General features: G+C 70.5%; 23 protein-coding genes and 1 pseudogene. 10 read left to right on the forward strand and 14 right to left on the reverse strand.

Annotated features, from left to right (window positions below):
- The first annotated feature begins 40 nt into the window (after positions 1 to 40).
- The gene (gene bla, locus OG948_RS41345) at positions 41 to 952 is read left to right on the forward strand and encodes a class A beta-lactamase (RefSeq protein WP_331770121.1); all 912 of its coding nucleotides are present in this window, start codon (positions 41 to 43) and stop codon (positions 950 to 952) included.
- 141 nt (positions 953 to 1,093) lie between these two features.
- Here the strand turns inward: bla and OG948_RS41350 are convergent.
- Positions 1,094 to 1,279: pseudogene (locus OG948_RS41350) on the reverse strand (oxidoreductase); the annotation flags it as partial.
- A 112-nt stretch (positions 1,280 to 1,391) separates the two neighbouring features.
- Between OG948_RS41350 and OG948_RS41355 the strand changes: the two are divergent.
- Positions 1,392 to 1,811, forward strand: coding sequence for a nuclear transport factor 2 family protein (locus OG948_RS41355; RefSeq protein ID WP_331770122.1), 420 nt, complete (start codon positions 1,392 to 1,394; stop codon positions 1,809 to 1,811).
- Between the two features lie 278 nt (positions 1,812 to 2,089).
- Here the strand turns inward: OG948_RS41355 and OG948_RS41360 are convergent, their stop codons facing one another.
- The 3 genes from OG948_RS41360 to OG948_RS41370 all read right to left on the reverse strand — a co-directional run bounded on the left by OG948_RS41360 (position 2,090) and on the right by OG948_RS41370 (position 5,920).
- Entirely contained in the window at positions 2,090 to 3,718 is a 1,629-nt protein-coding gene (locus tag OG948_RS41360) for an MFS transporter (RefSeq protein WP_331770123.1), read from the reverse strand.
- A gap of 427 nt (positions 3,719 to 4,145) precedes the next feature.
- Positions 4,146 to 5,144, reverse strand: a complete 999-nt coding sequence (locus OG948_RS41365; protein ID WP_331770124.1) for an NAD(P)/FAD-dependent oxidoreductase — start codon at positions 5,142 to 5,144, stop codon at positions 4,146 to 4,148.
- Between the two features lie 269 nt (positions 5,145 to 5,413).
- A complete protein-coding gene (locus tag OG948_RS41370) occupies positions 5,414 to 5,920 on the reverse strand; it encodes a MarR family transcriptional regulator (protein ID WP_331770125.1) in 507 nt (168 codons plus the stop codon).
- Between the two features lie 371 nt (positions 5,921 to 6,291).
- On the opposite strand from OG948_RS41370, the gene OG948_RS41375 reads away from it, so the two are divergent.
- Positions 6,292 to 7,446 carry an MFS transporter gene (locus OG948_RS41375; protein WP_331770126.1) on the forward strand — a complete coding sequence of 385 codons (1,155 nt, stop codon included), beginning with the start codon at positions 6,292 to 6,294 and terminating at the stop codon, positions 7,444 to 7,446.
- 163 nt (positions 7,447 to 7,609) lie between these two features.
- Here OG948_RS41375 and OG948_RS41380 read toward each other — a convergent pair whose 3' ends face one another.
- Positions 7,610 to 8,446, reverse strand: a complete 837-nt coding sequence (locus OG948_RS41380) for a helix-turn-helix transcriptional regulator (protein WP_331770127.1) — start codon at positions 8,444 to 8,446, stop codon at positions 7,610 to 7,612.
- Between the two features lie 117 nt (positions 8,447 to 8,563).
- Between OG948_RS41380 and OG948_RS41385 the strand changes: the two genes are divergently transcribed.
- Entirely contained in the window at positions 8,564 to 9,628 is a 1,065-nt protein-coding gene (locus tag OG948_RS41385) for an aldo/keto reductase (protein ID WP_331770128.1), read from the forward strand.
- A 297-nt stretch (positions 9,629 to 9,925) separates the two neighbouring features.
- Here OG948_RS41385 and OG948_RS41390 read toward each other — a convergent pair whose 3' ends face one another.
- Positions 9,926 to 11,041 (reverse strand): MerR family transcriptional regulator, encoded by a 1,116-nt coding sequence (locus tag OG948_RS41390; protein WP_331770129.1) that lies wholly within the window; start codon positions 11,039 to 11,041, stop codon positions 9,926 to 9,928.
- A 218-nt stretch (positions 11,042 to 11,259) separates the two neighbouring features.
- Between OG948_RS41390 and OG948_RS41395 the strand changes: the two genes are divergently transcribed.
- Together OG948_RS41395 and OG948_RS41400 are read left to right on the forward strand one after the other, a co-directional pair.
- Entirely contained in the window at positions 11,260 to 12,480 is a 1,221-nt protein-coding gene (locus OG948_RS41395; RefSeq protein ID WP_331770130.1) for an alpha/beta hydrolase, read from the forward strand.
- Positions 12,481 to 12,732: 252 nt separating this feature from the next.
- On the forward strand, positions 12,733 to 13,695 hold the full coding sequence (locus OG948_RS41400) for a hypothetical protein (RefSeq protein ID WP_406300573.1): 963 nt from the start codon (positions 12,733 to 12,735) through the stop codon (positions 13,693 to 13,695).
- Positions 13,696 to 13,721: 26 nt separating this feature from the next.
- Here the strand turns inward: OG948_RS41400 and OG948_RS41405 are convergent, their stop codons facing one another.
- The 4 genes from OG948_RS41405 to OG948_RS41420 form a co-directional block, all read right to left on the reverse strand.
- Complete coding sequence (locus OG948_RS41405; RefSeq protein ID WP_331770132.1) at positions 13,722 to 14,336, reverse strand: TetR/AcrR family transcriptional regulator; 615 nt, start codon at positions 14,334 to 14,336, stop codon at positions 13,722 to 13,724.
- Complete coding sequence (locus tag OG948_RS41410) at positions 14,336 to 15,184, reverse strand: oxidoreductase (RefSeq protein WP_331770133.1); 849 nt, start codon at positions 15,182 to 15,184, stop codon at positions 14,336 to 14,338. The genes OG948_RS41405 and OG948_RS41410 overlap by 1 nt, the downstream gene beginning before the upstream one ends.
- A 70-nt stretch (positions 15,185 to 15,254) precedes the next feature.
- On the reverse strand, positions 15,255 to 15,866 hold the full coding sequence (locus tag OG948_RS41415; protein ID WP_331770134.1) for a GNAT family protein: 612 nt from the start codon (positions 15,864 to 15,866) through the stop codon (positions 15,255 to 15,257).
- A gap of 143 nt (positions 15,867 to 16,009) precedes the next feature.
- Entirely contained in the window at positions 16,010 to 16,510 is a 501-nt protein-coding gene (locus OG948_RS41420) for a MarR family transcriptional regulator (RefSeq protein ID WP_331770135.1), read from the reverse strand.
- Between the two features lie 66 nt (positions 16,511 to 16,576).
- Between OG948_RS41420 and OG948_RS41425 the strand changes: the two genes are divergently transcribed.
- Both OG948_RS41425 and OG948_RS41430 read left to right on the forward strand, forming a co-directional pair.
- Positions 16,577 to 17,284, forward strand: coding sequence for a class I SAM-dependent methyltransferase (locus OG948_RS41425; RefSeq protein ID WP_331770136.1), 708 nt, complete (start codon positions 16,577 to 16,579; stop codon positions 17,282 to 17,284).
- A gap of 315 nt (positions 17,285 to 17,599) precedes the next feature.
- Positions 17,600 to 18,088 (forward strand): SRPBCC family protein, encoded by a 489-nt coding sequence (locus tag OG948_RS41430; protein ID WP_331770137.1) that lies wholly within the window; start codon positions 17,600 to 17,602, stop codon positions 18,086 to 18,088.
- Between the two features lie 491 nt (positions 18,089 to 18,579).
- Here the strand turns inward: OG948_RS41430 and OG948_RS41435 are convergent, their stop codons facing one another.
- The 3 genes from OG948_RS41435 to OG948_RS41445 all read right to left on the reverse strand — a co-directional run bounded on the left by OG948_RS41435 (position 18,580) and on the right by OG948_RS41445 (position 21,000).
- On the reverse strand, positions 18,580 to 19,011 hold the full coding sequence (locus OG948_RS41435; protein ID WP_331770138.1) for a nuclear transport factor 2 family protein: 432 nt from the start codon (positions 19,009 to 19,011) through the stop codon (positions 18,580 to 18,582).
- A gap of 793 nt (positions 19,012 to 19,804) precedes the next feature.
- Complete coding sequence (locus tag OG948_RS41440) at positions 19,805 to 20,380, reverse strand: hypothetical protein (RefSeq protein ID WP_331770139.1); 576 nt, start codon at positions 20,378 to 20,380, stop codon at positions 19,805 to 19,807.
- Positions 20,377 to 21,000: a sigma-70 family RNA polymerase sigma factor gene (locus OG948_RS41445; protein WP_331770140.1), complete on the reverse strand. Its 624-nt coding sequence runs from the start codon at positions 20,998 to 21,000 to the stop codon at positions 20,377 to 20,379. The genes OG948_RS41440 and OG948_RS41445 overlap by 4 nt, the downstream gene beginning before the upstream one ends.
- A gap of 190 nt (positions 21,001 to 21,190) precedes the next feature.
- Here OG948_RS41445 and OG948_RS41450 point away from each other — a divergent pair, with 190 nt between their 5' ends.
- Positions 21,191 to 21,853: an NAD(P)-binding domain-containing protein gene (locus OG948_RS41450; RefSeq protein WP_331770141.1), complete on the forward strand. Its 663-nt coding sequence runs from the start codon at positions 21,191 to 21,193 to the stop codon at positions 21,851 to 21,853.
- Between the two features lie 315 nt (positions 21,854 to 22,168).
- Here OG948_RS41450 and OG948_RS41455 read toward each other — a convergent pair whose 3' ends face one another.
- Positions 22,169 to 24,142 (reverse strand): hypothetical protein, encoded by a 1,974-nt coding sequence (locus tag OG948_RS41455; RefSeq protein ID WP_331770142.1) that lies wholly within the window; start codon positions 24,140 to 24,142, stop codon positions 22,169 to 22,171.
- A gap of 234 nt (positions 24,143 to 24,376) precedes the next feature.
- On the opposite strand from OG948_RS41455, the gene OG948_RS41460 reads away from it, so the two are divergent.
- Positions 24,377 to 24,757, forward strand: coding sequence for a hypothetical protein (locus OG948_RS41460; protein ID WP_331770143.1), 381 nt, complete (start codon positions 24,377 to 24,379; stop codon positions 24,755 to 24,757).
- Position 24,758 lies beyond the last annotated feature (1 nt).

A 24,758-nucleotide genomic window follows, 5' to 3' on the forward strand; every position in this document is an offset into this window, starting at 1 on the left:
ATGCCCAATGACGCCGCACGAACCGAGGGAAGAAGTGGTCATGGAATTGCGTCCGAGTCGGCGTGGGGTACTCGGCGGGGTCGCCGCAGCAACTCTCGGCCTCGTTCTCCCCGTCGGCGGAAGGGCCTTCGCACAGGGCACGAACGACAACGAGCGGATCGTCGGGCGGTTGTGTGCTCTCGAGGAGGCGCACTCCGCTCGGCTGGGAGTCTTCGCGTGGGACACCGTCACGGGCAGGACCGTGTCCCACCGCGCGCGCGAGTTGTTCCCGATGTGTTCGACGTTCAAGACGATCGCCGTGGCCGCGGTCCTGCGGGACCTCGACCGGGACGGCGAGTTCCTCGCCCGGCGCATCCGGTACACGCAGAAGGACGTCACGGAGTCGGGCTACGCGCCGATCACGGGCCTGCCCGAGAACCTCGCCAACGGCATGACCGTCGCGAACCTGTGCGCGGCCGCCATCGACCACAGCGACAACACCGCGGCGAACCTCCTGCTGCGCGAACTCGGCGGCCCGAGCGCGGTCACCCGCTTCTGCCGTTCGATCGGGGACGAGGTGACCCGGCTCGACCGATGGGAGCCGGCCCTGAACTCGGCGGAGCCGGACCGGGCGACCGATACGTCGAGCCCTCGTGCGATCGGCCGGACGTACGCCCGACTCGCCCTGGGAACCGCCCTCGACGCGCGGGACCGCGAGCGGCTGACCGGCTGGCTGCTCGCCAACACCACCGGCGGCAACCGCCTGCGGGCGGGGCTGCCCAAGGACTGGATCGTCGGGGACAAGACCGGTACCGGCGGGTACGGCACCACCAATGACGTGGGCGTCACCTGGCCACCCGGCCGGGGACCCATCGTCATGGCGGTCCTGTCCACCAAGCACGACTCCGCCGCACCCGCGGACGAACCACTGATCGCCGATACCGCCGCGCTGGTGGCAGCGGTACTCGCCTGACCTCCAACCACGCGGGACCGTGATCGAGCCGGCGAGGCGGACGGGGCCGGCGGGCGGCGGGCGTGCGGACCCGCCGGCAGGGTCTGTACGCCTGTCACTGTCGGCCGCGGCCGCCGTCGCCCGTCGGCCGCGGCGGCAGTGGAGACCCTGCGGGCAACTGTCCACGCCGTAGGCGGTCATGGTCGGGAGCAGTGTCTGCGTGTAGGCGCCGACGTCGACGGCCGGTCGCGCCCCGCCGTCACCGGTGACGAACCGGAACGCGGCATGTGGAGCGCCGTGGAAGCACAGGCTCTCCGCGTCGTGGGCCGCGCGTGCCGCGTGGTCGTCGGGCCGGTTCGCCGGGTCCACGACAGCCCGCACATATCGTTGGCGCCGCCAATGGATTCGCATATATAGTTGGCGTCGCCAATGTTGGACGCGCCAACGAAAGAGGGATGCCATGTCCTCGAACGCTCCGATCGACGACCGCACCGAGATCGCCGACCTGCTCATCCGTCTCGCGCGGCTGCTCGACGAGAGGCGGTGGGAGGATGCGGGCACCGTGTTCGCCGACGACGTGGCGGTGCACTCGCCGCGCGGCGGCGAACTCCAGGGCCTCGACAAGGTCGTCGGCTACATGCGCCGGGCCGAGGTCGAGGGGGAACTCACCCAGCACATGACCACCGACGTCCTGGTCGATGTCGACGGCGACGCCGACCGGGCGACCGCGTCGGCGAACTCGCTCGTGTACTTCCATCGCGACGGCCAGGCGCCACATCTGACCAGCGGTCTGCGGTTGACCTGCACCGCGGTACGAACGCCGGCGGGCTGGCGAATCCGCGAGTATCGGATCAAGCTCGCCTGGACGCACGAGAGTTGATCTCTCCCGCGGGTTCGTGTCGGAGACGCGGGTCGGCGTACGAGAGATCTGCGCCGGGACGGTGCGCGGTCGGGATGACGGGACGGTGCGCAGTCCGGGCGATCAGGGCAGGGTCAGGATGCGGGGGCCCTCTTCCGTGATGGCGATCGTGTGCTCGATGTGGGCCGCACGGCTGCCGTCCACGGTGTACAGGGTCCAGCCGTCGGGGCCGACGCGGTAGTCGTTGTCCGTTCCGGGGCCCGATCCGGGGCCCGGATCGGGCCGTTCCGTGGTCTGGGCTATGAGGTGACAGCCGCGGCCGGTGCCGGCTTGTCGGGTGTGCGGACCGGGCGCCGGGGGCCTCGGGCGAGGATGTAGAGGAGGAGCACCCCCATCACGATCACGCCTGCCCACATGGCCTGTTGCCATCCGTCGACGAACGATTCCCGGGCGGCGCGGGCCAGATCCTGCCCGTGGGGGCCGGCGGTGTGGGCGGCGTCGATGGCGTTGGCGACGCCTTCGCGGGCCGTGTCGGCGCTGTCCTCGGGGACGCCGTCGAGTCGGGTGTCGATCGCGCTTCGGTATCCGGCGGACAACAACGCACCGAGCAGGGCGACTCCGAGCGCGGTGCCGAACTCGCGGGTGACGTCGTTGAGGGCGGACGCCACGCCTTGGCGCTCCTGGGGCAGGGAGCCGGTGATCGCCTCCGTGGACGGCGTCATCGACAGGCCCATGCCGATGCCCATGGCGAGCATGCCGGGGAGGACGGACAGGTAGCCGCCGTCGACGGAGACGATGGCGGCCATCAGGGCGAGTCCGGCGCCGGCCAGCGCGATCCCGGTGGCCATGGTCGCCTTGGGGCCGATGCGCTCGGCAAGCTTGGGGGCAAGGCCGGAGGAGATCATCATCAGCACGGCCATCGGCATCAGCGCCACGGTGGACAGCAACCCGGACCAGCCCAGGACGGCCTGGAGGAAGGGGAAGAGCACGACGAAGATGCCCGCCTGCACTCCGAAGACGGCCAGGAGCGTGATCGAGCCGCCGGCCAGGCCGCGTTCGCGGAACAGGCGTACGTCCAGGAGCGCGGCGTCGCGGCGTCGCAGTTCCCAGGTCACGAAGGCGACGGCGGCCACGGCGCCGACGGCGAGGCCGATGAGGGTCGCGGGTGCGCCCCAGCCCCGTTCGGGGCCTTCCTGAAGGAAGAAGATGAGCCCGACCACGGCGACGACGGAGGTGAGAGCACCCGTGAAGTCGAAGGAATGCCGGGAGATGTCGCGGGAGTTGGGGACCGAACGCACCGCCATGACGAGTGCGACGGCGACGAGGACTACGGGCAGTACGAACAACAGACGCCAGTTCGCCACGTCCACCAGGGCGGCGGAGAGGAACATGCCCAGAACGCCACCGCCGCCGGCGACGCCGGTCCACACGCCGATCGCTCGGCCGCGTTCCTCCTCGGGGAACGTGGAGGTGATGACGGCGAGGGTGATCGGCATGATCATCGCCGCGCCGATGCCGCCGAGTACGCGCGCGGCGAGCATGACCTCGGCGGAGGGGGCCAGTCCGGCCGCGGCGCCGGCCAGGCCGAAGAGGATCAGGCCGGCCACCAGCATGGGTTTGCGGCCCAGGCGGTCGCCGAGGGCACCGAGCGGCAGCAGGAGCGCGGCCAGGCTCAGGGTGTAGATGTTGATGATCCACAGGATCGTGCCCTGCGACGCGTCGAACTCGACGGCCAGGTCGGGCTGGGCCACGTTGAGCCCGGAGACCGACGCGATCACCGCCATCAGCGCGACGCACACGGCGATCAGGATCGTGCGGCGCTGCCGCGCGTCCGGCCCGCCGTCGCCGGGGACGGGGACGTGGACGTGGACGGGGCCAGGGACACCGGATGGGCCGGTGCTCGCTTGCGCGGATTGGTTCAAGCTCATGGATTCCTCCCAATGGGCATGCGTGAGGGACGCGGCTCGAAGGACATGCGGGGTGCGGCGCGGAAGGGCGCACGCGGGCCACGGCTCAAGGGGCATGCGGGGTTCCGCGCGGGGCCGCACATGCGGGGCGCGACTCGGGAGCCCGCACATGCGGGGCGCGACTCGGGAGCCCCGCACATGCGGGGCGCGACTCGGGAGCCCCGCACATGAGGGACGCGGCTCCAAGCGCATGCCAAGTGCGGCGCGGAAAGGCGCATGCGGGTCTCGGCTCAAGAGGCATGCGGGATGCGGCCGGAAGCACGCGTGCGGAACTCGGCTCAAGAGCACATGCGAGACTCGGCGCCGTTCGGGGACGAGGCGCCGATGTGGTGGCTGCCGACGCGGCTGCCGCGGTACGGCGTGAGGGTTCCGCGAAACGCGGGGTTTCTCAGGCGGCGGTCCGGGCGGCCCGGAGAGCCGCATCGGTGTCGGCGGCGGCGAGGTCGGCGTTCATGTGGGCACCTGCCAGAGCGCCGGCCGCTGCGGAGGCGCCGACCTGAGCGGTCGGGTCGGTGGCGTTCCCGGCCACCCACACACCGGGGACCTCGGTGGTGCCGGCCATCCCGGTCGCGAAGTGGCGCCCCATGCCTTCGGGCAGGTCCCGCATCGGCAGCCTCAGTTCCTCGAGGCCGTCGGTACGGGCCTGCATCCGGGTCACGACCGCGAGGACCCGACGGGACACGAGTCGGCCGTCGGCCAGGCGTACGCCCGTGATGGTCCCGTCCTCGGCGGTTTCGATCGCGGTCACGGCGGTGTCGACGACGCGGATGTCGCGGGCGGCGAAACGTGCCCGGGTGTCCTGGTCCAGGTCGGTTCCGCGGGTGAAGTAGACCAGGTCGTCGGTCAGTTGACGGAACAGCAGCGCGTGATGGACCGAGGCCGGCCCCACCGCCGGGATCCCGATGGGTTCGTCGCGCACCTCCCAGCCGTGGCAGTACGGGCAGTGCACCACGCCGCGGCCCCAGTGCGCGGCGAGGCCGGGGATGTCGGGAAGTTCGTCGCGCAGTCCGGTGGCCACCAGCAGCCGGCGCGCCCGCAGGGTGCGGCCGTCGGCGAGCGTGACGGTGAAGCGCGGGTCGCCTTCGGCGGGGGCGGGGGCGGCCGAGATCACCCGCCCGGCCACGACCAGGCCACCGTAGCGGCGGACCTCCTCGCGACCCCTGTGCAGAAGCTCGGCCGGCGGTGTGCCGTCCAGGGCGAGCAGGCCGTGTACGCCCTCGGCGGGCGCGTTGCGCGGGCTGCCGCTGTCGATGACGACGACCGATCGGCGGGAGCGGGCCAGCATCAGCGCACCGTTCAGGCCCGCGGCGCCGCCGCCGATCACCACGGCATCCGCAGTCGTGTTGGGCAGTCGGTCGGTCGTGTGGGCGGCAGTGGTCACGGACATGACGTCGTCCCTTCTGGTTGCTCACTCCGTACGTTCTCGGAGTCCTATGGGAGCAACGTTAAGCCCACCTTGCGACAAAGGCATGGCCTCTTGCGTATAACGCAAGAATCTGGCGAGATGGCGGCCTGGATCGCAGAGCCCCTCCGCGCCCTCCCCTGCGCGCGACGGAAGGCCGACTGCCGGCAGAGCTCCCGGCCCGCGCCCGCCGGACAGGGCCTACGTGACCGCGGGCCGTTCGGAGGCGCCGGGAGCGACCGCCCGAGTGGCCGTCACTTGATGCTGGTGTCGCCGAGGGCTTCGAGCACCCGCCGAAGGCTGTCGCCGGATTTCTCGACCAGGTCACGGTCCACGTCTGCGAGCAGCCGCGCGTAGCTCGCCAGATGGTCGGCGAACAGGGCCCGGGTGACCTCGTGCCCGTGCTCGGTGAGGTGGATCTTGACGGTGCGCCGGTCCTCCCCGTCGCGCACGCGTTCCACCAGGCCCTTGGCCTCCATCTTGTCGATGCGGTTGGTGATCGTACCCGAGGACACCATGGACGCCTTGAGGAAGGTCCCGGCAGTGAGGGCGTACGGCGGTCCGGACCGCTGCAGCGTGGTGAGGACGTCGAACTCGCCCGCATCCAAGCCGTGCATGCCGGCGCTTGCCTTGACCGACTTCTCGACCACCAGGGCCAGCCGCTGGATGCGCCCGAAGAGCTGCACCGTCCAGAGCTCGTCCACCACGTCGGAGCGCTCCTCGGCCCACTGACCGATGATCGCGTCCACGGCATCGCTCATCGTCGTCACGCCTCTCGATACAGACTCTCTCGGTACGGACTCTCTCGGTAGGAACTCTACCAGTAGTGAGTCTCTTAGATTCGAGATACTTGACTCTGGGAGAGTCGAATGCTTGTATCTAGCTATTGAGATTGTCGAATCCGAGCAGCGAGCCGCCCGGATCGCTCTCCCGGCTTCACCGCCGCTCCCCCGCCGACAACCGCCGACCACCCCGCCTTCCGGAGGCTGCCGTGTCCCCGCACGCCCAAACCCGTCCCGGCCCCCGCCACACCACACCGACGAAGCCCCTCGCCTCCGCCCCCGTACGGCCGTCCGTCCGGCCGCCCGTCACGCCCTCCGCCGCCGCGCCCGCTTCGCGTCGAGTACCGGTCGTGTGGCTGGCGTTGCTGGCCACCCCGATCGCCGCAAGCGCCAACAGCCCGGTCCTGATCCTTCCCGACACGGCCGACTCGCTCGGCGTCCGTACGGCCACCGCGACCTGGCTCGTCACCGTCTTCGCCTGGGCCATGGCGGTCGGCACCCCGCTGATGGCGAACCTGCTGCGCCGCCGCGGCCTGGGCATCACGCTCAAGCTGAGCGCCGCCCTGATCGTGACCGGCACCGCGGTCCTCGCCGCGGCGCCCTGGCTGCCGGTGGCCATGGCGGGCCGGGCGGCCCAGGCCGCAGGCGGCGCGGGCCTGGTCACCGCGGCGATGAGCCTGGCGGGTTCGGTCCGCCGGATGGGCGTGATCACGGCGGGCTTCGGAACACTGGGGGCGGTCGGCCCGCTGCTCGGCTCGACCATCGCGGACATCGCCTCGTGGCGGCTGTCCATGGCCGTCGGCGCGATCGCCCTCCTCGCCCTGCCGGCGGTCATGCGCCGCGCCGACCTGTCCGCGCCGCGGCACAGCACCCGGTTCGACGGTCGGGGTGCCGCCCTGCTGGTCCTGACCGCGACGGCCCTGGTCCTCGTCCCGCGCTACCCGCTCCCCGCGGTGGCCGCCTCACTGGCAACGGGCGCGCTGCTGGCCCTGCACATCAGGTCCAACCCCACGGGCTTCGTACCGGCGGCGCTGCTGCGCACCCGCGCGTTCGTCCTCTCCGCCGTGCTCGCCTGCGCCTTCGCGACCTCGTACTTCACGCTGCTCTTCACCGTCCCGCAGTTGCTGCGCGACCGCACCGACTGGTCGGCCTCCACGATCGGCACGAGCCAGTTGGCCGCTCTCCTCGCCGGTTCGGCCCTCGCCATGCTGCTGGCTGCGGTGTCGGCTCGGATGAGTCGCCCCCGGGTCCTGACGATCCTGCTCACCGTCGGCGCGCTCGCTCCGCTCACCGCCGTTCTGACCCCCTGGGCGCCGCTGCTCCTGTTGGTCGCGACACTGGCCGTCTTCACCGCGGGCGCGGGCCAGGCGACGCTCGCGGTGTACGCGACCGCAGCCGCGCCGGCCACCCAACGCCCCACCGCGATAGGCCTGTTCAACCTCTGCTACCAGCTCGGCGGCGCCTTCGGACCGGCGATCGCAGCCGCAATCACACTGGGCGGCTGAACCACCACCCCCGATCCGCTCCCGCCCTGCACCGCGGCACCGTACCCATGGGCGAGTTCGCGCCACCCAGGGGGGCCTGAGGCCTCGGAGGCGCACTCCCTCCACCGGCTCGCGACCACCCGGAACGACGGGTCGACCCGGTGCGCGGGTGGAGGGTTCGACGTCATCGTGTGTACAAGCGGTCCAATGCCGACCGGCTCTCGTCGTCCGCGGCGCGGTAGATCACCAGCCGCTGGTCCGGATCCTGGAGTGGCGTGAGGACTTCGAAGTGCACTGCGATCACACCGACGTCGGGATGCCGTATCTCCTTGCGCCCGCGGCCGTTGACCTGGACGTCTCGCTCGGCCCACATTCGCGCGAACTCCTCGTCACACGCCATGAATTCGGCAATGAGGTCGGTCAACATCCGGTCCTGCGGATACGCGGCCCACGCGGCGCGCAGGTGGGCGATGCCCTCCCGTACGACACGTTCGCGGTCGACATAGAACTCCCGCGCCCGCGGATGCATCAGGCACAGCCGCATCGCATTGCGCTGCGACGGCGGCAAGGCGTCGAAATCTCCCAGCAGCCTGGCCATTTCGCCGTTCCAGGCCAGGATGTCGTAGCGGTGGTTCATCAGCATGGCCGGCAGCGGCGACAGGTCGGCGACCAGCCGGGCCAGCGGCGGCGCCGCGGTGGTGGCGGGCTTGTCGGCGTTGCGGGGATGCTGCTGGGCCAGGTTGAAGAGGTAGGCGCGTTCGTCCGGAGCCAGGCGCAGCGCCCGGGCCAGCGCCTCCACCACGTTCGCCGAGGGTCGCAGCCCGCGGCCCTGTTCCAGCCGCACGATGTAGTCCGTGCTGACCCCGGCCAGTTCGGCGACCTCTTCGCGGCGCAATCCCGGGGTCCGCCGGGCCTGCCGCCGCGACGGCAGGCCGAAGTCGTCCGGGTCCAGGCGTTCGCGCCGGGTCCGCAGGAAGGCGGCCAACTCCTGTGTCGCGTCCACGGTGCGGGTCGTCGTCATGTCGACCCCAACAACCAGGGTAGGACTGGCCTTCCCAGGAACTTCCTTCCCTTACCCCCGGCACTTGGTGGTCACAGTCTTGTCTTCGACAACGGATCTCAAGCACAGGAGGACACGATGTCGCTCACCCTCGACACCTACCGACTGCTGGGCCGCTCCGGGCTGTGGGTCTCTCCACTGTCGCTGGGTGCGGCGACCTTCGGCACCGACTGGGGCTGGGGCGCCGACCGGGAGGAGGCCCGCAAGCTGTTCGACCTCTACGTCGACCGCGGCGGCAACTTCATCGACACCGCCAACACCTACACCAATGGCAGTTCCGAGCGTCTGCTGGGCGAATTCACCCGCGACAATCGCGAAAGCCTGGTGCTGGCAACGAAATACACGACGCAGCGCCGGCCCGGCGACCCGAATTCCGGGGGCAGCCACCGCAAGAGCCTGTTCGCGTCGGTGGAAGCAAGTCTGCGACAGCTCGATACGGACTACATCGATCTGCTCTACCTGCACGTGTGGGATTTCACCACACCGGTCGAGGAGATCCTGCGCGGCATGGACGATCTGGTCCGGCAGGGCAAGGTCTTGTACGTGGCGATGTCCAACGCCCCGGCCTGGCAGGTGTCGCGCATGCAGGCGATCGCCGACCTGCGCGGCTGGTCGCCGCTGGTCGCGCTGCAGATCGAGTACAGCCTGATCGAGCGTACCGGGGAACGTGACCTGATCCCGATGGCCCGCGAGCTGGGGTTGGGGGTGATCCCGTGGTCACCGCTGGCCGGCGGGCTGCTCACCGGCAAGTACAGCCGTGACGACCTGATCGGGGCGAACGCCGCATCCGGCGGCGGCACCCGCAAGAGCCTCACCATCGCCAACGGGGCGCTCACCGAACGCAATCTCGCCATCGTGGACGTCGTGAAGGAGGTCGCCACGGAGCTGGGCCACACACCCGCCCAGGTCGGACTGGCCTGGACCCTGCGGAACCCGGGCGTGACGGCACCGACCATCGGCGCCCGAACGCGCGCGCAACTGGAGGACAATCTGGGTGCCTTGGAGGTCGACTTCACCACGTCCCAACTGGCTCGCCTCGACGAGGCCGGCGCGATCGAACTCGGCTTCCCGCACGAGATGTTCGCCGGTGACGTGGCCCGCACACTGATCCGCGGCGACCTGAAGGTGGAAACCCGCCGCTGATACCCGATCGAGGGCGGTCCCAGGCGGACCTGCCCTCGATCGTGTGCGGCCCGCTGTGCCCCGTGCCGAGATGCACGCGGCGCGCTCGGTACGTGCCCTGCTTGCGCGCACCGTGCGTGCCCTGATGCGGCGGACGGGCCAAACCGACCGGTCCGCGGTCGACCCGTACGGCGGGCGAGGCCTCCGGGTCGGGTTTGCCGTCGAGGCCACGTGACGCCGCGACAACGTCCACCGATTCCGGCGGGCGGGCTCCCTGCGGCGTTCTCACGCACGATGGGCGTTCTCGCCCACGATGGTTCAGGCCACGAGGAGGCGCAGGCCGAGCTCCGCCGCGTCGAGGGCGACGAGTTCGCGGTTGCGTTCGACCCACCGGCCCGAGGAAAGATCGTCGCGGAGTCTGTCCACCGCCCGCTGCTCGGCCTCCGGGCCGACTCTGGTCCATACCGATATCGCGCGGCGCACGTGTTCCTCCAGGTACGCCTCGGGGCGGCGCCAGTACGCCTCGAAGAAGCCGTCGGCACAGTCCCACGGGATGAGCACCGGCTCCAGGCGGGCCCCGATCACTCCGGCCAACTCGACCACCGAGGGCCGGCCGGCGACCAGGCCGGCGACCTCGGGCAGGTAGTCGCGGGTGAGCCAGAACCGGTGAAGCCAGCCGGTGTCACTGGCGTCGTGCGTGAACACCACCACACGGCGGGCCACGCGTCGCATCTCGCGCAGCCCGGCGATCGGGTCGTGCCAGTGATGAACGGTGCTGAACGCCATCGCGGCGTCGAAGGACTGGTCCTCGAACGGGAGGTTCTCGGCACTGGCGGTGACGCACGGCGCCGCGCCCGCGGGACGCTGGGCCCGCATGACCGCCGACGGTTCCACCGCCGTGACGTCGCGGTCCGGGGGTTCGTAGGAGCCGGTGCCGGCACCGACGTTCAGCACCGTCCGTGCGTCCCCGAGCGCATCCCAGACCCTCGCGGCGATCCGTGGCTCGGTGCGCCGCGTCGCCGGGTAGGCGGATCCGATGGCTTCGTACAACTGCGCACCGAACACCTTCAGTTGTTCCTCCGGCGTCGTCCTGATCCCCATTGCCCGTGCCTCCAGTTCCCTGTCTATGGCGGTCACCATGGCGGCGGCGCGGTCGCGCTGTTCCGACAACAGGCCGCGCAGCCGGTGCAGATGGGCGACGGCGTCGGTGGTCGGGTCGTCGACCAGATCCGCGATCTCGCGCAGTCCGAAGCCCAGCCGCCGATAGGCGAGCACCTCCCGCAGCCGCTCCACGTCGCCCGCCGAGTAGGCCCGGTACCCGGCCGCGGTACGCGCGGACGGCCGCACGAGGTCGATCTCGTCATAGTGATGCAGCGTGCGCACGCTCACGCCGGCCAGTTCGGCCACACGTCCCACGGTCAGGTGCTCTTCCACGCCACCGACAATGCGGCATGACGCCACGTGAGGGTCAAGCACCTGGCTCCGATGCCGCGTGCCGCGCGGCTGGTTCGACGAGCAGTCCGCCTTGGGCAACGTCCACGAGGAGCAGCCCACTACCCCAGATGTGGTACCACAGCTATGGTGGAAACAGTGCCGGTGCGTCTCTCGGGTCGGCCGGAGAGATGCTCGGATCGGTTGGACGGTTGGATCGCTTGACCAGTCGGGTCGGCTGCATCAGTTGGGAGTGGGACAACGTGCCGTACGGCTATCTCTTCACGGTGGTGGTCGCCGCGGTGGTCACGGCGCTCGCGCTCGCGCCACTGCGTCGGCCGCGCCCGCTCGCCGAGCTGAGCTTCCGCCTCGGCCTGGTCGTCAACGAACTGCCCTTCGTGGCGATCGTGTGGCTGATCGGCTGGACGGGTGTGGCCTACGCCCAAGGCGACCTCGACTCCACCGCCGCCCGCGTGACGGCGGGTGTCGCCGCCTTGACGCTGCCCGGGCTCGTCGTCATCGCCCGCCGCGGACTGCGCGCCCGGCGGGTCCTGGACGACGCGCTCACCGAGGCCCTCGGCGCCGACCGGCGCACGCACCTCGCCACGGCATCCTCGCTCCGGACGACACGCACCCTCCTCACTCCGTTCCGGCGTCGCCGGCGCGGTGTCGAACGCATCGCGAACATCGCGTACGGCGACGCCGGGCGACGCAATCTGCTCGACGTCTACCGGCGCCGTTCGGGCCCGGTCTCCGGCGCACCCGTACTCGTGCACCTGCACGGCGGCGGATACCGCCGAGGCCGCAAGAACACCCAGTCGCTTCCCCTCATCCACCGCTTCGCGAATCGGGGTTGGGTGTGCGTGAGCGCGAACTACCGTCTGCGCCCCGCCGCGCAACACCCCGACCACCTGATCGACCTGAAGAAGGTCATCGCGTGGGTACGTGCCCACGCCCACGAGTACGGAGCCGACCCGGACACGCTTGTCGTCTCCGGGAGTTCGGCGGGCGGCCAGATGGCGGCGCTGGCCGCGCTCACACCCGGCGACCCGGCGTACCAGCCCGGTTTCGCGGACGCCGACACCTCCGTCACGGCGGTGATCAGCCTCAACGGCTACCACGGCGGCTACTTCGACCGGGACGACGAGTCGTCGCCGGTGTTCCACGTCCGCCCCGACGCACCGCCGTTCCTGATCGTGCATGGCGACGCGGACACCATGGTCCCGGTCGAGAACGCCCGCGCCTTCACCAACGCGCTGCGCTCCGTGTCGCGCAACCCGGTGGTCTACGCCGAACTCCCGGGCGCACAGCACGCCTTCGACCTGTTCCGCTCGGTCCGCTTCGAAGCGGTCGTCGACGCGACCGAGGAGTTCGTCGCGTGGGTGCGCGAACAACCCGCCGCCCCGGGAGGCATCCGGCGGAACGTCGCTGCGGAGAACTGAAGAGCGGCCGGACTCGTCGTGCGCCTCAGCCTGTGCCGGACCCCGCGCACCACACAGAAAGCCGCATACGCCTCATATGCCGCGTGCGCCGCATGCGCCGCCACGAGTTCAGCGCCGCGTGGTGAGTGGTCGGCTCCCGTGCGCGGCATCGAGGTGGTTTCCCCGACATTCATTCGTATTCGGTCTCATACTCGACGGCACGGGTGTTCTCGGGGGAGGAACGCGATGCGGTTACGGCGGCTTGGGACACGGGTGGGACTGGTCACGGTGTGCACGTCGATGGCGTTGATCGGCACCACATCGTGCGGCTATTCGGGGCTCGACGAGGGAGGCGACCGGAAGGCGGGCGTCGAGGATCCGGTGATCGGTTACGCAGTCGGCCCGATCAAGTTCTCGATCTCCACGCGCGGCAAGATCTCCATAGCGCTGGGTGCGCGTTGGGTCACCCCGGTGGGCACGTTCAGTATCGACGAAGGTGTCGACTCCTCGAAGAAGACCGCCGGCAACGAACTCATCGTGGTGATCAGGCACACCGAGGACGGCACGGTCAAGGAATCCGTCTTCCGGGTCGCCGCCGCGAAGGGGCTTCGGGTGACGATGGAGGGCAGGGTGGTCCAGGAGTTCTCGCCGGGGCGAGTGCTCATCGAGGCCGATCCGGGCACCGGCATCACGATCGATTCCACGGGTGGCAGCGCGAACCCCGGGGCGGACCCGAGCGGCGGCACGCGCCCCAGCGCCCGTGCGAGCACGAGTCCGACCGCGAGCGGCGGCACCCGGCCCGCGACGAGTCCCCGGACGAGCGCGAGCAGCCGCACGAGTGGCAGTCCGCAGCCGACGGCCCACCGGCTGCCGACGGACTTCGCCGCCGGATGGCGCGGGTCCGCACTGAGTACCTCCACCTACACCGTCGCCCTGCGCCTACAGGTGGGCCAACCCGGAACCATCGTCGGCGAGTCGGACTACCCCGGCATCAACTGTTCCGGCACGCTCACTCTGGAGACCGAGGACCGGGCGGCCGTCCGCACCGACCGGATCGTCCTGCGCGAGGACATCGTCCGGGACCCGAAACAGGTCTGCACTCGGCGGGGTTGGATCGTGCTCGGCAAGGCGCCCGGCGGCAAACTCAAGTACGACTACTACACGGCCTTCCCGAACACCGGTAACGCCGTGGTGCATTCGGCGGGACTGCTCACCCGCGGCACCGCCTCGAACTGACCGACGGCCGGTCGGCACCGGATGCCTCAGGGGGTCAGGCCGGCGCTGGTGAGCCAGATGTGCTCGCAGGTCGCGGACGCCTCCCGCAGCGTCTCGCGGGACTCTTGCGAGGCGTGGTAGAAGGTCCGTTCGATCATCCAGCACAGGGCGCGTGCCATCGCCGAGGCTTGGTCCGGTTCGCTGCCGGCCCGGATGCCGGCGCGTTCCAGGACGGCGGTGATGGCCGCGATGAACAAGTCGGCCGTACGGCTCCACAGCGCGCCGATCTCCGGCACGGTCAACGACAGGTCGATCGCCGTGCGCATGACCGGGCCATGCGCATTCCACAGCTCGACGGTGCGCTGCATGGCTGCTGCGATGGCCTGGCGCGGCTCGTCGGTCTGCGCGGTGGCACGCGAGCGCTCCCACAGGTGCTCGACGGTTCGGGCCACGAGTGCCGTGACCACTTCCTGCTTGGAGCCGAAGTAGAAGTACAGGGCACCGCGGGTGATGCCGGCGCCTTGGGCGATGTCGCCGACGGTGATCGGGTCGTAGCCCTTTTGCACCAGCAGAGCTTCGCAGGTGTCCAGGATGGCCCGCTCCCGGACATCGCCCTTGCGTTCGGTGGCGCGCCGGCTTCGCGTGGGGTGGTGGTCGTGCATCAGAGCCGAGCACCCTCGGCGAAGTCGGTCGTACGGGAGAGTGTCTCCCACGCGCGGATGTCCTCGTCCACGGCCGTGCGCGCGGCGGTGACCAGGCGCAGCGCGTCCGAGCCCAGGACGAGGTGGGCCGGCGGCCGGTCGACGGAGGCGATGTGCACGACGGCGTCCCCGGCCTTGGCCGGATCACCCAACTGGTTCCCACTGGCCTTCTGCCGCGCGTCACGGATGGGGGCGAACAGCTCGTCGTAGTCGTCGATGGTCCGCGCGGCACGTGTCATGGACCGTCCGGCCCAGTCCGTGCGGAAGGAGCCGGGCTCGATCGCCGTCACGCGGATCCCGAACTGTGCGACCTCCTTGCCCAGCGCCTCCAGAATGCCTTCCAGGGCGAACTTGCTGCCGCAGTAGGCGGACATGCCGGGCACGGCCATGAGCCCGCCCATGGAGGTGACGGCCATCAGGTGTCCGCGGCGGCGCCGGCGCATGTGCGGCAGTGCCGCCTGCAGAGTGGCCACTGCCCCGAACACGTTGACCTCGAACTGCCGCCGCACCTCGGCCAACGGAGTTTCCTCGAGGGTGCCCTCCAGGCCGTAGCCGGCGTTGGCGACGACGACATCCAAGGGGCCGACGCCGCGCTCCACCTCAGTGATCACCTTCGATACGGCGTGGTCGTCGGTCACGTCCAGGATGCGGCCGTGAGCGTGGCCGGGCTTGAGTCCTTCGAAGGCCCGCAGGTCCTCCTCGGCGCGGACCGTGCCGACAACGGTGTGACCTGCGGCCAGGGCCGCTTGGGCGAAGGCACGACCGAGGCCAGTGCTGACGCCGGTGATGAGCCAGTTCGGCCTCTGCATTGCTCCTCCTGGGGAGAGTCGCGAGGAGCCGGACCGCTCCCCCACCGCAAAGTCTACACAGCGTCGATTTTTATCGTCGTCGTGTAGATTCCGATTCCTCACCCGCGGGGCGGTGAGGGAGGTTCACGGGCCGTGCCGCTGTTCGTGCCGTCTCGGCGGTGATGGCCCAGCGCTCATGGTCCCTCCACTCGCCGTTGATGTATTGGAAGGCGACCGAGTAGCCCTCGCGCCGGAAGCCCAGGCGCTCGACGAGGTTGAGCGAAGACGTGTTGTCCGGCTGGATGTTCGCCTCCAACCGGTGCAGTTCCAGCACCCCGAAGGCGAACCGGATGACGAGCCCCAGCCCTTCGGTCATATAGCCACGGCCGGTTGTCGAGGCGTACGAGGTATAGCCGAGAGTTCCGCTCTGGAGGGCGCCCCTGAGGACGTTGTTGATGTTGACACCGCCCACGATCGCGCCGGTGTCACGGAGGCAGATCACGAAGCCCACATGAGTGGGCTGCTCGAACCGCTCGAGGTAGCTCTCGAACGCTTCAACCGTGTTGTCGCGGGCTCCCAGCCAACGGCGAAGCATCTCCGCGCTGTCCCGGGCAAGCGCTGTGAGCTCGTCGTAGTCCTGACGGCAGACGTGGCGGATGGCCACGCGCCGCCCTTGCGAGAGGTAGCCGGTGATTTTTGCCATCCGGGGAGCCTATGCGGCCTGCGCACAGGGTTTGCGATGCCTTGTTGTGCTTCGTCGACCCGAGGCCGGGAGCGCCTGGTGATCGCGGTGGGAAACGCATCGCGGGACGCCGTCCGTGCGTCATGTGGCGGTAGATCCGCCATTCACCGCGGAAGTTGAGGTGCGGGCACGCCGTCGCATTCCGGCGCGGGTGGTGTGCCGCGTAGGCGGGCGGTGACCGTGGCGATGGTCGCCGTGAACCCGGCCAGGTGAGTCTCGGGGATGTCGGCGAACAGGGCGGCGGCCATGACGTCGCGGCCTTCGCGCAGGTGGGTGACGACGGCGGTGCCGTGGTCGGTGAGCCGGACCATCGTGGCGCGGCGGTCGGTGGGGTGGGGCACACGTTCGACGTGGCCGTCGGTTTCGAGGGCGTCGAGGAGGCCGGTGACGTTGCGCGGAGTGACGCCGAGGGCGTCGGCCAGGGCGCGTTGGGTCATCGGGCCGTGGTGGAGCAGGACCCACAGGAGGCGGGCGCGGGCGGCGGTGAGGCCGTGGGCGTCGATGCCGTGGGTCATCAACCTGCCCAGGACTTCGGCGAGTTCGAACAGCCGGTCCAGGGACACGTCCGCCGTGGCCTTTCCGGCGTTATCGTGAATAGAGTTCACTATGTACTCCCTCCCATATCAAGGATAGCGGCCGGATGGCGGCGGCCGGGAAGGTGGTGGTCGATCGTGTACGAGACGAAGGCTTCGGCGAGGTCGGTGCGCAGACCGGTCTTCGCGCGGTTCTATGCGAAGGTGGCCGGTCCGGGTCTGGAGAAGGCGGGCGTCGGTGAGCACCGCAGGCGGTTGTTGGCCGGCCTGACCGGTCAGGTGCTGGAGATCGGCGCGGGGCACGGTGCGAACTTCGTGCACTACCCGCCGTCGGTGGCGCGGGTTGCGGCGGTCGAGCCGGAGCCGCGGTTGCGGGCGCTTGCGGTCGAGGCCGCCCGTGCCGGCGCGGTCCCGGTCGACGTCGGGGGCGGCTTGGCCGACGAATTGCCGTTCGAGGACGAGTCGTTCGACGCCGTCGTGTTCTGCCTGACGCTGTGTTCGGTGCCGGACCCGCATACGGCGCTTCGGGAGGGGTTCCGGGTGCTGCGGCCGGGCGGGCAACTGCGGTTCTTCGAGCACGTCCAGGCGGGCAGTGCGCGGATGCGGCGGGTGCAACGGGTGGTGGATGCGACCGTGTGGCCGCTGCTGTGCGGTGGCTGTCATACCGGACGCGACACCGAGGCCGCGATCCGCCGGGCCGGCTTCACCGTCACCGAATTGGACCGCTTCGCGTTCCCGGACACCCGGGTCCCGACGCCCGCGGCCACTCACATCCTCGGCACCGCTGTACGTCCACCCGGTCCGGGTGACGGTGGCCCGGGGACTTTGGAGGAGGGCGAGGTGTGAGAACCGGGGTTGCGGGATCCGTCGAGTAGGCCGGTCGGACCGTCGGGGATGCGGGCGCGCACGCGGATGCGGATGTGCGCGGGTACGGGGGACGGGCACGGGGACGGGACGAGTCCGCGGTCACACTGAGTGTCCGCACGTAGCCGAGGATGGTCGAGGCACAGCGCCCGGACGCTGACGCGGCGGCTGTCCGGACGCCGGGGCCGTCGCGGTGGCGTCCGGCGCGGCGCGCGCGAGACTTGAAGTAGATGCATGGGGCCACGCATGCGGCGGGAGTGAGTGGTTCGCGGCACTCGTACGGCGGGAGGAGTTTCCATGACCGGGCGGACACGGGACGACGGCGCGGCAGGGTTCTCGGGTTCGTTCAGCGCATTCGTACCCGCTCCCGCGGACGCGGTATTCGCCCTGGTCACCGACGTGGCGCGGCTTCCGGAGTGGAATCGCGCGGTCACGCGGGTGCTGGAGGCCCCGGAGGTGCCGGCGCCGGGGGCCGAATGGGTCGTAGTCGTCAAACCCGACGGGTGGCCGTCGTGGCCCAGTCGGTCGCGGGTACTCGAACTCGACCCGCAGCGCGGCGTCTTCGGGTACCGCGCGCAGAGCGACGACGGCAACCCGAGCTACGCCGACTGGCGCTGGCACATCGTTCCCGAGGCCGGCGGGGCGCGGTTGACCGTCACCTGGGAGCTGCATCCGCAGACGTTCTGGCGCAAGCACCTGTTCGCCCGTCTGCGCCGGCGTCGCCTGTCGAAGACCGAGGTCCCCGCATCCGTCGCCGCGCTCACCCGGGTCCTGTCGGCCCCCTGATCCCCGCCATCGCGGGCGCGGGTCCGAGCCCTGACACCCAGAGCGTGGGCGCCCTCCTTCGGTAGGGGCCGACGCACGACTCGCGCGGACGTACCGTGCATGCGGACGCACCGCGCGTGGGCGCACCGCGCGTGGGCGCACCGCGCGTGGGCGCACCGCGCGTGGGCGCACCGCGCGTGGGCGCACCGCGCGTGGGCGCACCGCGCGTGGGCGCAAGCACCCGTGCCTCCGGCGAGCCCGAACCGGACGAGACCTGGGCAGGTCGCGCGCACATACGTCACATTCGCCAACGACGACCCGGATCGGACCGGTCACCGGCCGGCCTCGTGAACTCGCAGCCGGAGCAGCATCGCGACGGAGACGTTTGGGAACAGGCTCCGACGCGCTCGCGGCCGACGGCGCGCAACCGGGCGTGCCCTGCGCCCATCCATGCCGCCCCCTCGCGCGTCGAACGCCCGAGCGCGGGCCCGGGTCGCCGGCGTGCTGCTGGATCAACCCGCGGTCGCGGGCGCCAATCCCAGTTGATCGAGGAACGCCAACTGGTCGAAGTACAGCCGATAGTCGACGATCCGTCCGTCCTCGACCGTCCCGGCGTCGCAGCCGTGGATGCGGACCGGTTTACCGGTCGCCGGGAGCATCTCGCCGTCGGGGAGCTTCAGCGGGCCGGTGTTGGTCCCGTGGAACCATCCTTCGTCGATTGCGGTATCACCTACTTCGTACTCGTGTTCATATTCGAACTCACCGTCCGGTACGGCGACGGCGAACTCGACCATGTACTCCGCGATCGCGTCACGGCCGCGGAAACTGCCTTCCGGCGTCGTGGCCACGGCGTCTTCCGCGAAACAGTCCGCGATGGACTTGACGTCCTTGGACTTCGTCATCGCCTCGGTGAGCCGGTCCATGGCCTCACGTGCCTGTCCCATGACCTACCTCCTACAGGTTCGGCCCCCACCACCATGATCCTCCCCCGGAGGTGAGGACGGCCGTCGCCGACGCGTTCGTGGGCATCGTGAGCCGCCGGGCTGCCGTCCCCGGCCGGCGGGCGGGGAACGGGTCTCCTGCCTCGGCTACGCGGCCGATCGCGCCGACAGGCCGTGTCCCACGCGGCAACGTCATCGCGCCCGGCGGGGATGTCGTCACCCCCGGCCGGGAGGAGTGAGCCGGCCCCGACGGGATCGGCGGAGCCCCGGCGCGTCGGCAAGCGCCCGGTGGGCGGACGCGGCCACGCCCGCGAGTCCGCGCGGATTCGGCGAGCGCGTCGGGGTGGGCCGACGCCGCCCGCCGAACATATGGCCCACACCGCGACACAGGCCGCCCGAGGCCCGCCCGACGGACGCGACCGCGGCCCGCCCAAGAGCCGATCACACTGATCGGCGTCCTGGCCGGGCCACAGTGGCGCCTGATCGCGGACTCGGTGAATTCGGGCCTGTCCCTGGCCCGGCATTGGGCAAGGACCGCCCCCGGGCTCGGTGGCCGCTCGCAGAAGCGACCGGACACTCGACGGCACTACGGCAGCACCATCGAACCTCCGCCACAGTCCGCCGTGCACCCGGAGTCGGGATCACCCACCGCGTCCGGCGCGTTCTCGGCGACGGCGGGGCTTGCGCACGGCGCCCCATACCCAACACGTGGCGAACGCCGGTGCCCTGCCCGCCGGATGCGACGGAGTCGTCCGTGACGCTCGCTCGATCCGATTCCCGCCGTCCCTGCGGGACTTCAGTTCGCGGGGACGGGAACGAGTACGCAGGGGGCCACCGGTCCGGTGGCGAGCCGCGCGCGGTCACTGCTCACGTGGGCCTGGGCGTCGTTCCGGTAGTAGATCTCGAGCACGAGGGTCTGGCCGGCGGCAATCCGGTCGGGGCGGAGCCGCATGAATCCCTCGGCTCCCTCGGTCGGCGCCTCGCTGGTGAACAGCAGGGGGTCGTACTCGGCGAAGGCGGCGCGAGGTTCGACGCACTGCCGGTTCAGCGGCACGAAGTCCACGACCGCGTTGACGCCGAGGTCCCGGAGGCGGTCCCGGAGCCCGGCGGGGTCGGTGTACTCCCGCACGCGGACCGTGATCGAGCCGTCCTGGTCGCGCTCCACCGCGTACGCCGGTGACGTGGTGCCACCGACGACGACGGGTACGACCACGGCCACGGCGGCGCCCATCGCCACCGCGATCGCGCCGGTGATCGTGGCCTTGCGTCGACGGCTGATACCGGGCCGGGGAGCGGGCGTGGCGGCCTTTTCCGCGACCACGTCCCTGAGTTCGGCCAGGAGCTGCTCTTGGAAGGGGCTCCGAGTGTTCATCGACTCTCCATCGCGGGTGTCGTCACGGCACAGGCCGTGGGGGTCGGGGTCGGGCGGGACGTGACCACTGCGGCGGTCGGGGCCGGAGTGCCGGCGACGTTGCGCAGTGTCCTGCGGGCGCGGTGCAGACGCACTCGGGCGGTGACCGGGGATATCCCGAGCGCGGCGGCGGCCTCGCTCACCGACAGTTCGTCGATCGACATCAACTCGATCACCGCCCGCTGCCCCTTGGGCAGTGTCGCGAGCGCGTCGAGCGCACGACGGCCGGAAGCCTCGGCGTCGATGCGCTCCTCCATGCGCGCAATGTCGTCATCATCGAGTCGACGCCGGCCGGCACTGCGGTGGGTGGCACGCAGCTCGCGCGCGGCCCTCCGGTTCTCGTTCTGCACGACGTTGCGGGACACCCCGTACAGCCAGGCGATCTCGCTGCCCTTGTCCGGGCGGTAGGTGTGAGCCGAGTCGACCACGGCCAGGAACGTCTCCGCGGTGAGGTCGGCAACGGTGTGCGGGTCGTCGACCCGCCGCGCGACGAAGCGTGTCACCGCCTCGAAATGCCTGCGGTAGAACACCTCGAAGGCGGCCGGATCACGACCGATCCGTGCAAGGTCGTATGCACCCATGTGGCGTCTCCCTTCGTTTGCTTTCCCCTACTTGGCCCCGGCCCCGGAAGCCGTTACAAGAACAGCGCACCCACGCCGACGATCCCGGCGCTGCGTTCGTGCCCCGAATCGGGTCCGCTGGGGAATGCGATGTCGTCTCGCGGGGTTCCGGCATGCGCGACACCCGATACCGCACGCACTGGAGAAGTTCATGAAGATCGGCATCATCGGCGCCGGCAACATCGGCGGCAACCTGACGCGTCGGCTCGCCTCCCTCGGACACGAGGTGTCCGTGGCCAACTCCCGCGGCCCCGAGACGCTGACGGCCCTCGCCGAGGAGACCGGCGCCACCCCCGTCACCGTGGCCGAGGCGGCCCGAGACGCCGAAATCGTCGTGGTCACCGTCCCACTGAAGAACGTGCCCGACCTCCCGGCCGGCCTCCTCGACGAAGCCGCCGAGGGCTTCACCGTGATCGACACCAACAACTACTACCCGCAGCAGCGCGACGGCCGGATCGCCGCCATCGAGGACGAGGGGCTGACCGAGAGCCGCTGGGTCGAGAAGCAGCTCGGGCACCCGGTGATCAAGGCCTTCAACGGCACCTACGCCCAGGACCTCCTGGAAAGGCCCCTCCCGGCCGGCCGGCCCGACCGCATGGCCCTGCCGGTAGCGGGCGACGACGAATCGGCCAAGAACATCGTTCGGGCCCTGATCGACGAGCTCGGCTTCGACTCCGTGGACGCGGGCGGCCTCGACGACTCCTGGCGCCGGCAGCCCGACACCCCCGTCTACGGCCTCCGCGCCGGCATCGAAGCGGTCACCGAGGCCCTGACCGAGGCCGACCCGGAGCGCAACGCATCCTTCCGCGGCTGAGGCTGCTCCCTCATCAGGGCGTGAGCTGCGGGTTTTCCTGACGGTACGGTCGTCGAGTGGAGTCGACGAGGTCGAGCGAGTGCCCATCGCACGGGTCGGTGTGCGTCCCGAGTACCTGGCGGGGCGGCGCCTCGATCAAGTGTTCGCTGCCTGGCACCGGTACGGCTGATGCCGGCGCTCCGGGTGCCAGGTGCTCGCCGACCACGGAGGATGCATCGTCCGTGGTCGACGGCGGTCGTCGTGAAGCCGCGTTGCGTGCCGTGGCGGAGCGGCGAGGTCGCCCGCCCACGATGTCACCGTGCCTCGTTCGATTCTTCAGGACGGGGATTCACGGAGGACGTCGCCCGCTTCGGAGTCGAGGACCTCGACGGCGGCGAGGAAATCCGGAAGCACCTTCAACTCGCCCCAGCGCACCGGCCACCCGTGTCGGCGCCCCACCGCCCAGGTGAGCACGGAGTCCAACGCGTCTTCTCGATCGGACGGCGCTACGACGACGTCGGCTTCCAGGGTCATCGCCCAGGTGTGGTCGTCGAGGGGGAAGATCTGCCGCTCGAACTCGTAGGCACCGGCGCCTTCCACGGGACGTGGTCCCTCAGGGTCCTGCGGGAAGGTGAAGTCGCCTACGATCCCGCCGCTTTCCGTGCGGACGAAGCGAACACCCGTATAGGCCGCCAGAACCAGAGTGTCGCCCACACCCCAGTACACCGCGTCGGTGCCGTCGGCGGCGAACGTCCGCAGCCGTTCGGCACGGGCGGGGTCGGCGAAGGACCACACTTCGACGGTGCCCGCGTCGGTCAGGATTGCCGCGCGGTCTCCGTCGGGCGCCCACGACCAGGCGTTGCGGTCCCCGCACCATCGTTCGACGTCGTCCCACTGCGGATGCGCGACCACCGTGGAGCCCATGTGCCGCTCCCCGTCGAAGATGTGCACGGCGGGCGCGGCCGTGTCCGAGCCGCGCGTCAGCACCGCGAGTCGGTTCGGACGCCCGGTCGCCCAGCGCAGGGAGCAGGCGGTGCCGAGATCGAAGGGGCCGGCCTCGATCCGGCCACCGGCCGCGTCGAGGAAGGACAAGCCGTCCCGGGTCACGGCGGCGACGCGCGACCCGTCCGGACGGAGCGCGGCCATCGAGGCGGGCATGTACCAGCCCACCTCGCGGGTACCGGCGTCCACGCAGATCGCGTTGGTTCCGAACAGACGGGTCCCGTCCGGCGACCAGACCGGGTTCTCGATCCACCGGCCGACGCCTTCCCGTACCTCGGCCTGCTCGAATGCCTCACGGACGCGTGCCGGGAGTTGTCGCGCCATGCCGTAGGGGTGGTCGGTCTTCACGCGCTGGGGCAGCCAGTACAGGGTGCCGCGGTTCACCGGGACCACGCAGCCTTGCAGTCCGCCGTCACCGTTGGTGGTGCTGTGGTAGTAGACGCTGCGCCCGTCCGGGGAAAGCGCGAACTGCGACGGCCGGGAGTTGCCGTCGGACACGTCGATCGTCGCGATCGGGTTCCCGTTCTCCTGGGTGGGACTCCATACCCCCACGCTGTTCGTGGCGTAGGCGACGGCGAGACGGGACCCGTCGGCGGACCACTGGATCGTGCGCTCGTAGTCGGGCCACCCGACGCCGCCGTCGACATCCGAGATCGTGTTGACGCACCGCCCCGACGCGATGTCCCAGATCTGCAGGACACCTCCGGCGTCGTAATCGCCGTCGGAGCACCAACTGCCGGTGGCGAGGTACCGACCGTCAGGGCTCATCGCATGCCCGACGATCTCGGCACCGTGCCCGAACGGATGCCACAACCTCGCCTCGCCGGTATCGCGCAACCGGCGCGTGGCCAATCGGTGGGCCGCGGTCACACCCCGGTGCCGCTCCAGTTCGGCGAGGCGGGCGCGCAGCGGCATCAGGTCGCGATCCGGGACGAAGGCGGACCAGTCAGCCCCCTCCACGAGGGCGTAGACCGCCTCCGCGTCGTCGGGGGCCGGAGCGTCGGGGGCCGCAGCGTCAGGAGTCCGGGGCAGGAACGGGGGCGGTTGCTCGTCCACACGCGAGGCGGCGACGTCACCGCATTCCAGCATGCCGAGCAGGGCTTCCTCATCGAACTCCGGTATACGGAGCATGTGTTCGGTGCGTGGTATGGGACCCCGTTCACCGGTGGCGAGAATCATCAGGTCCGTCTCGCCGGTGACGGTGTCCGCCACGCGGGCACCGAGCGACTCCAAGCGGCGTATTGCTTCGGCCTTCCCGATGGAACGAAAGTCCCCGAACAGCACAACCGACCATCCCCGAAGATCCATGGCCGGGACCCTACCGACAAGCGCGGACAGCACCCGGTCTCGTCGAATCCGTCGCGGAACCGACCCGCCGGCCAAGTGCGGGATCCTCGCCGTGGATTCCGCCGGTGGCCGGGTTGCTCCCCGGGCCGTCCACGTCCGTTCGTCCATGCCCGGCGGGACTCGCTGTGCACCGGTCTCGGGCGGACGTACCTCCGCGGCTGTCCACGAGGGCGTGTCCGACCGGATACTGTGGCGATGACGATGAGGAACAACAACGGCGTCGTTCTCGGCGGCGGACTGCCCCTCGGGGAGCGCATCGGGCAACTCGTCGAGGTGTGGATCCGAGACGGTCGGGGCCGCGACCACCTGGTGACCGGCAAGGCGTTCTTCGCCGTCTACTCCTGGTACCTCCGACACTGGGCCGAACACGACCCGGCGTGGGGGGAATTCGTCGCCGTCTCCTACGACTTCATCGGCGGCAGCGACGGCTGGAACGCCATGCTGCGCGAGCGGGCCGTGTGCGAGAGCTGCCGGGACACATATCGGCTGGAGAACATCGGCCTGTGCACCGGATGTATGCGATACACCTGCTACGCCTGTGACCCCCACGGATCCTGCGCCGGCGAGATCGTCTGAC

It is taken from the genome of Embleya sp. NBC_00888 (genome assembly GCF_045207655.1).
Lineage (GTDB): Bacteria > Actinomycetota > Actinomycetes > Streptomycetales > Streptomycetaceae > Embleya.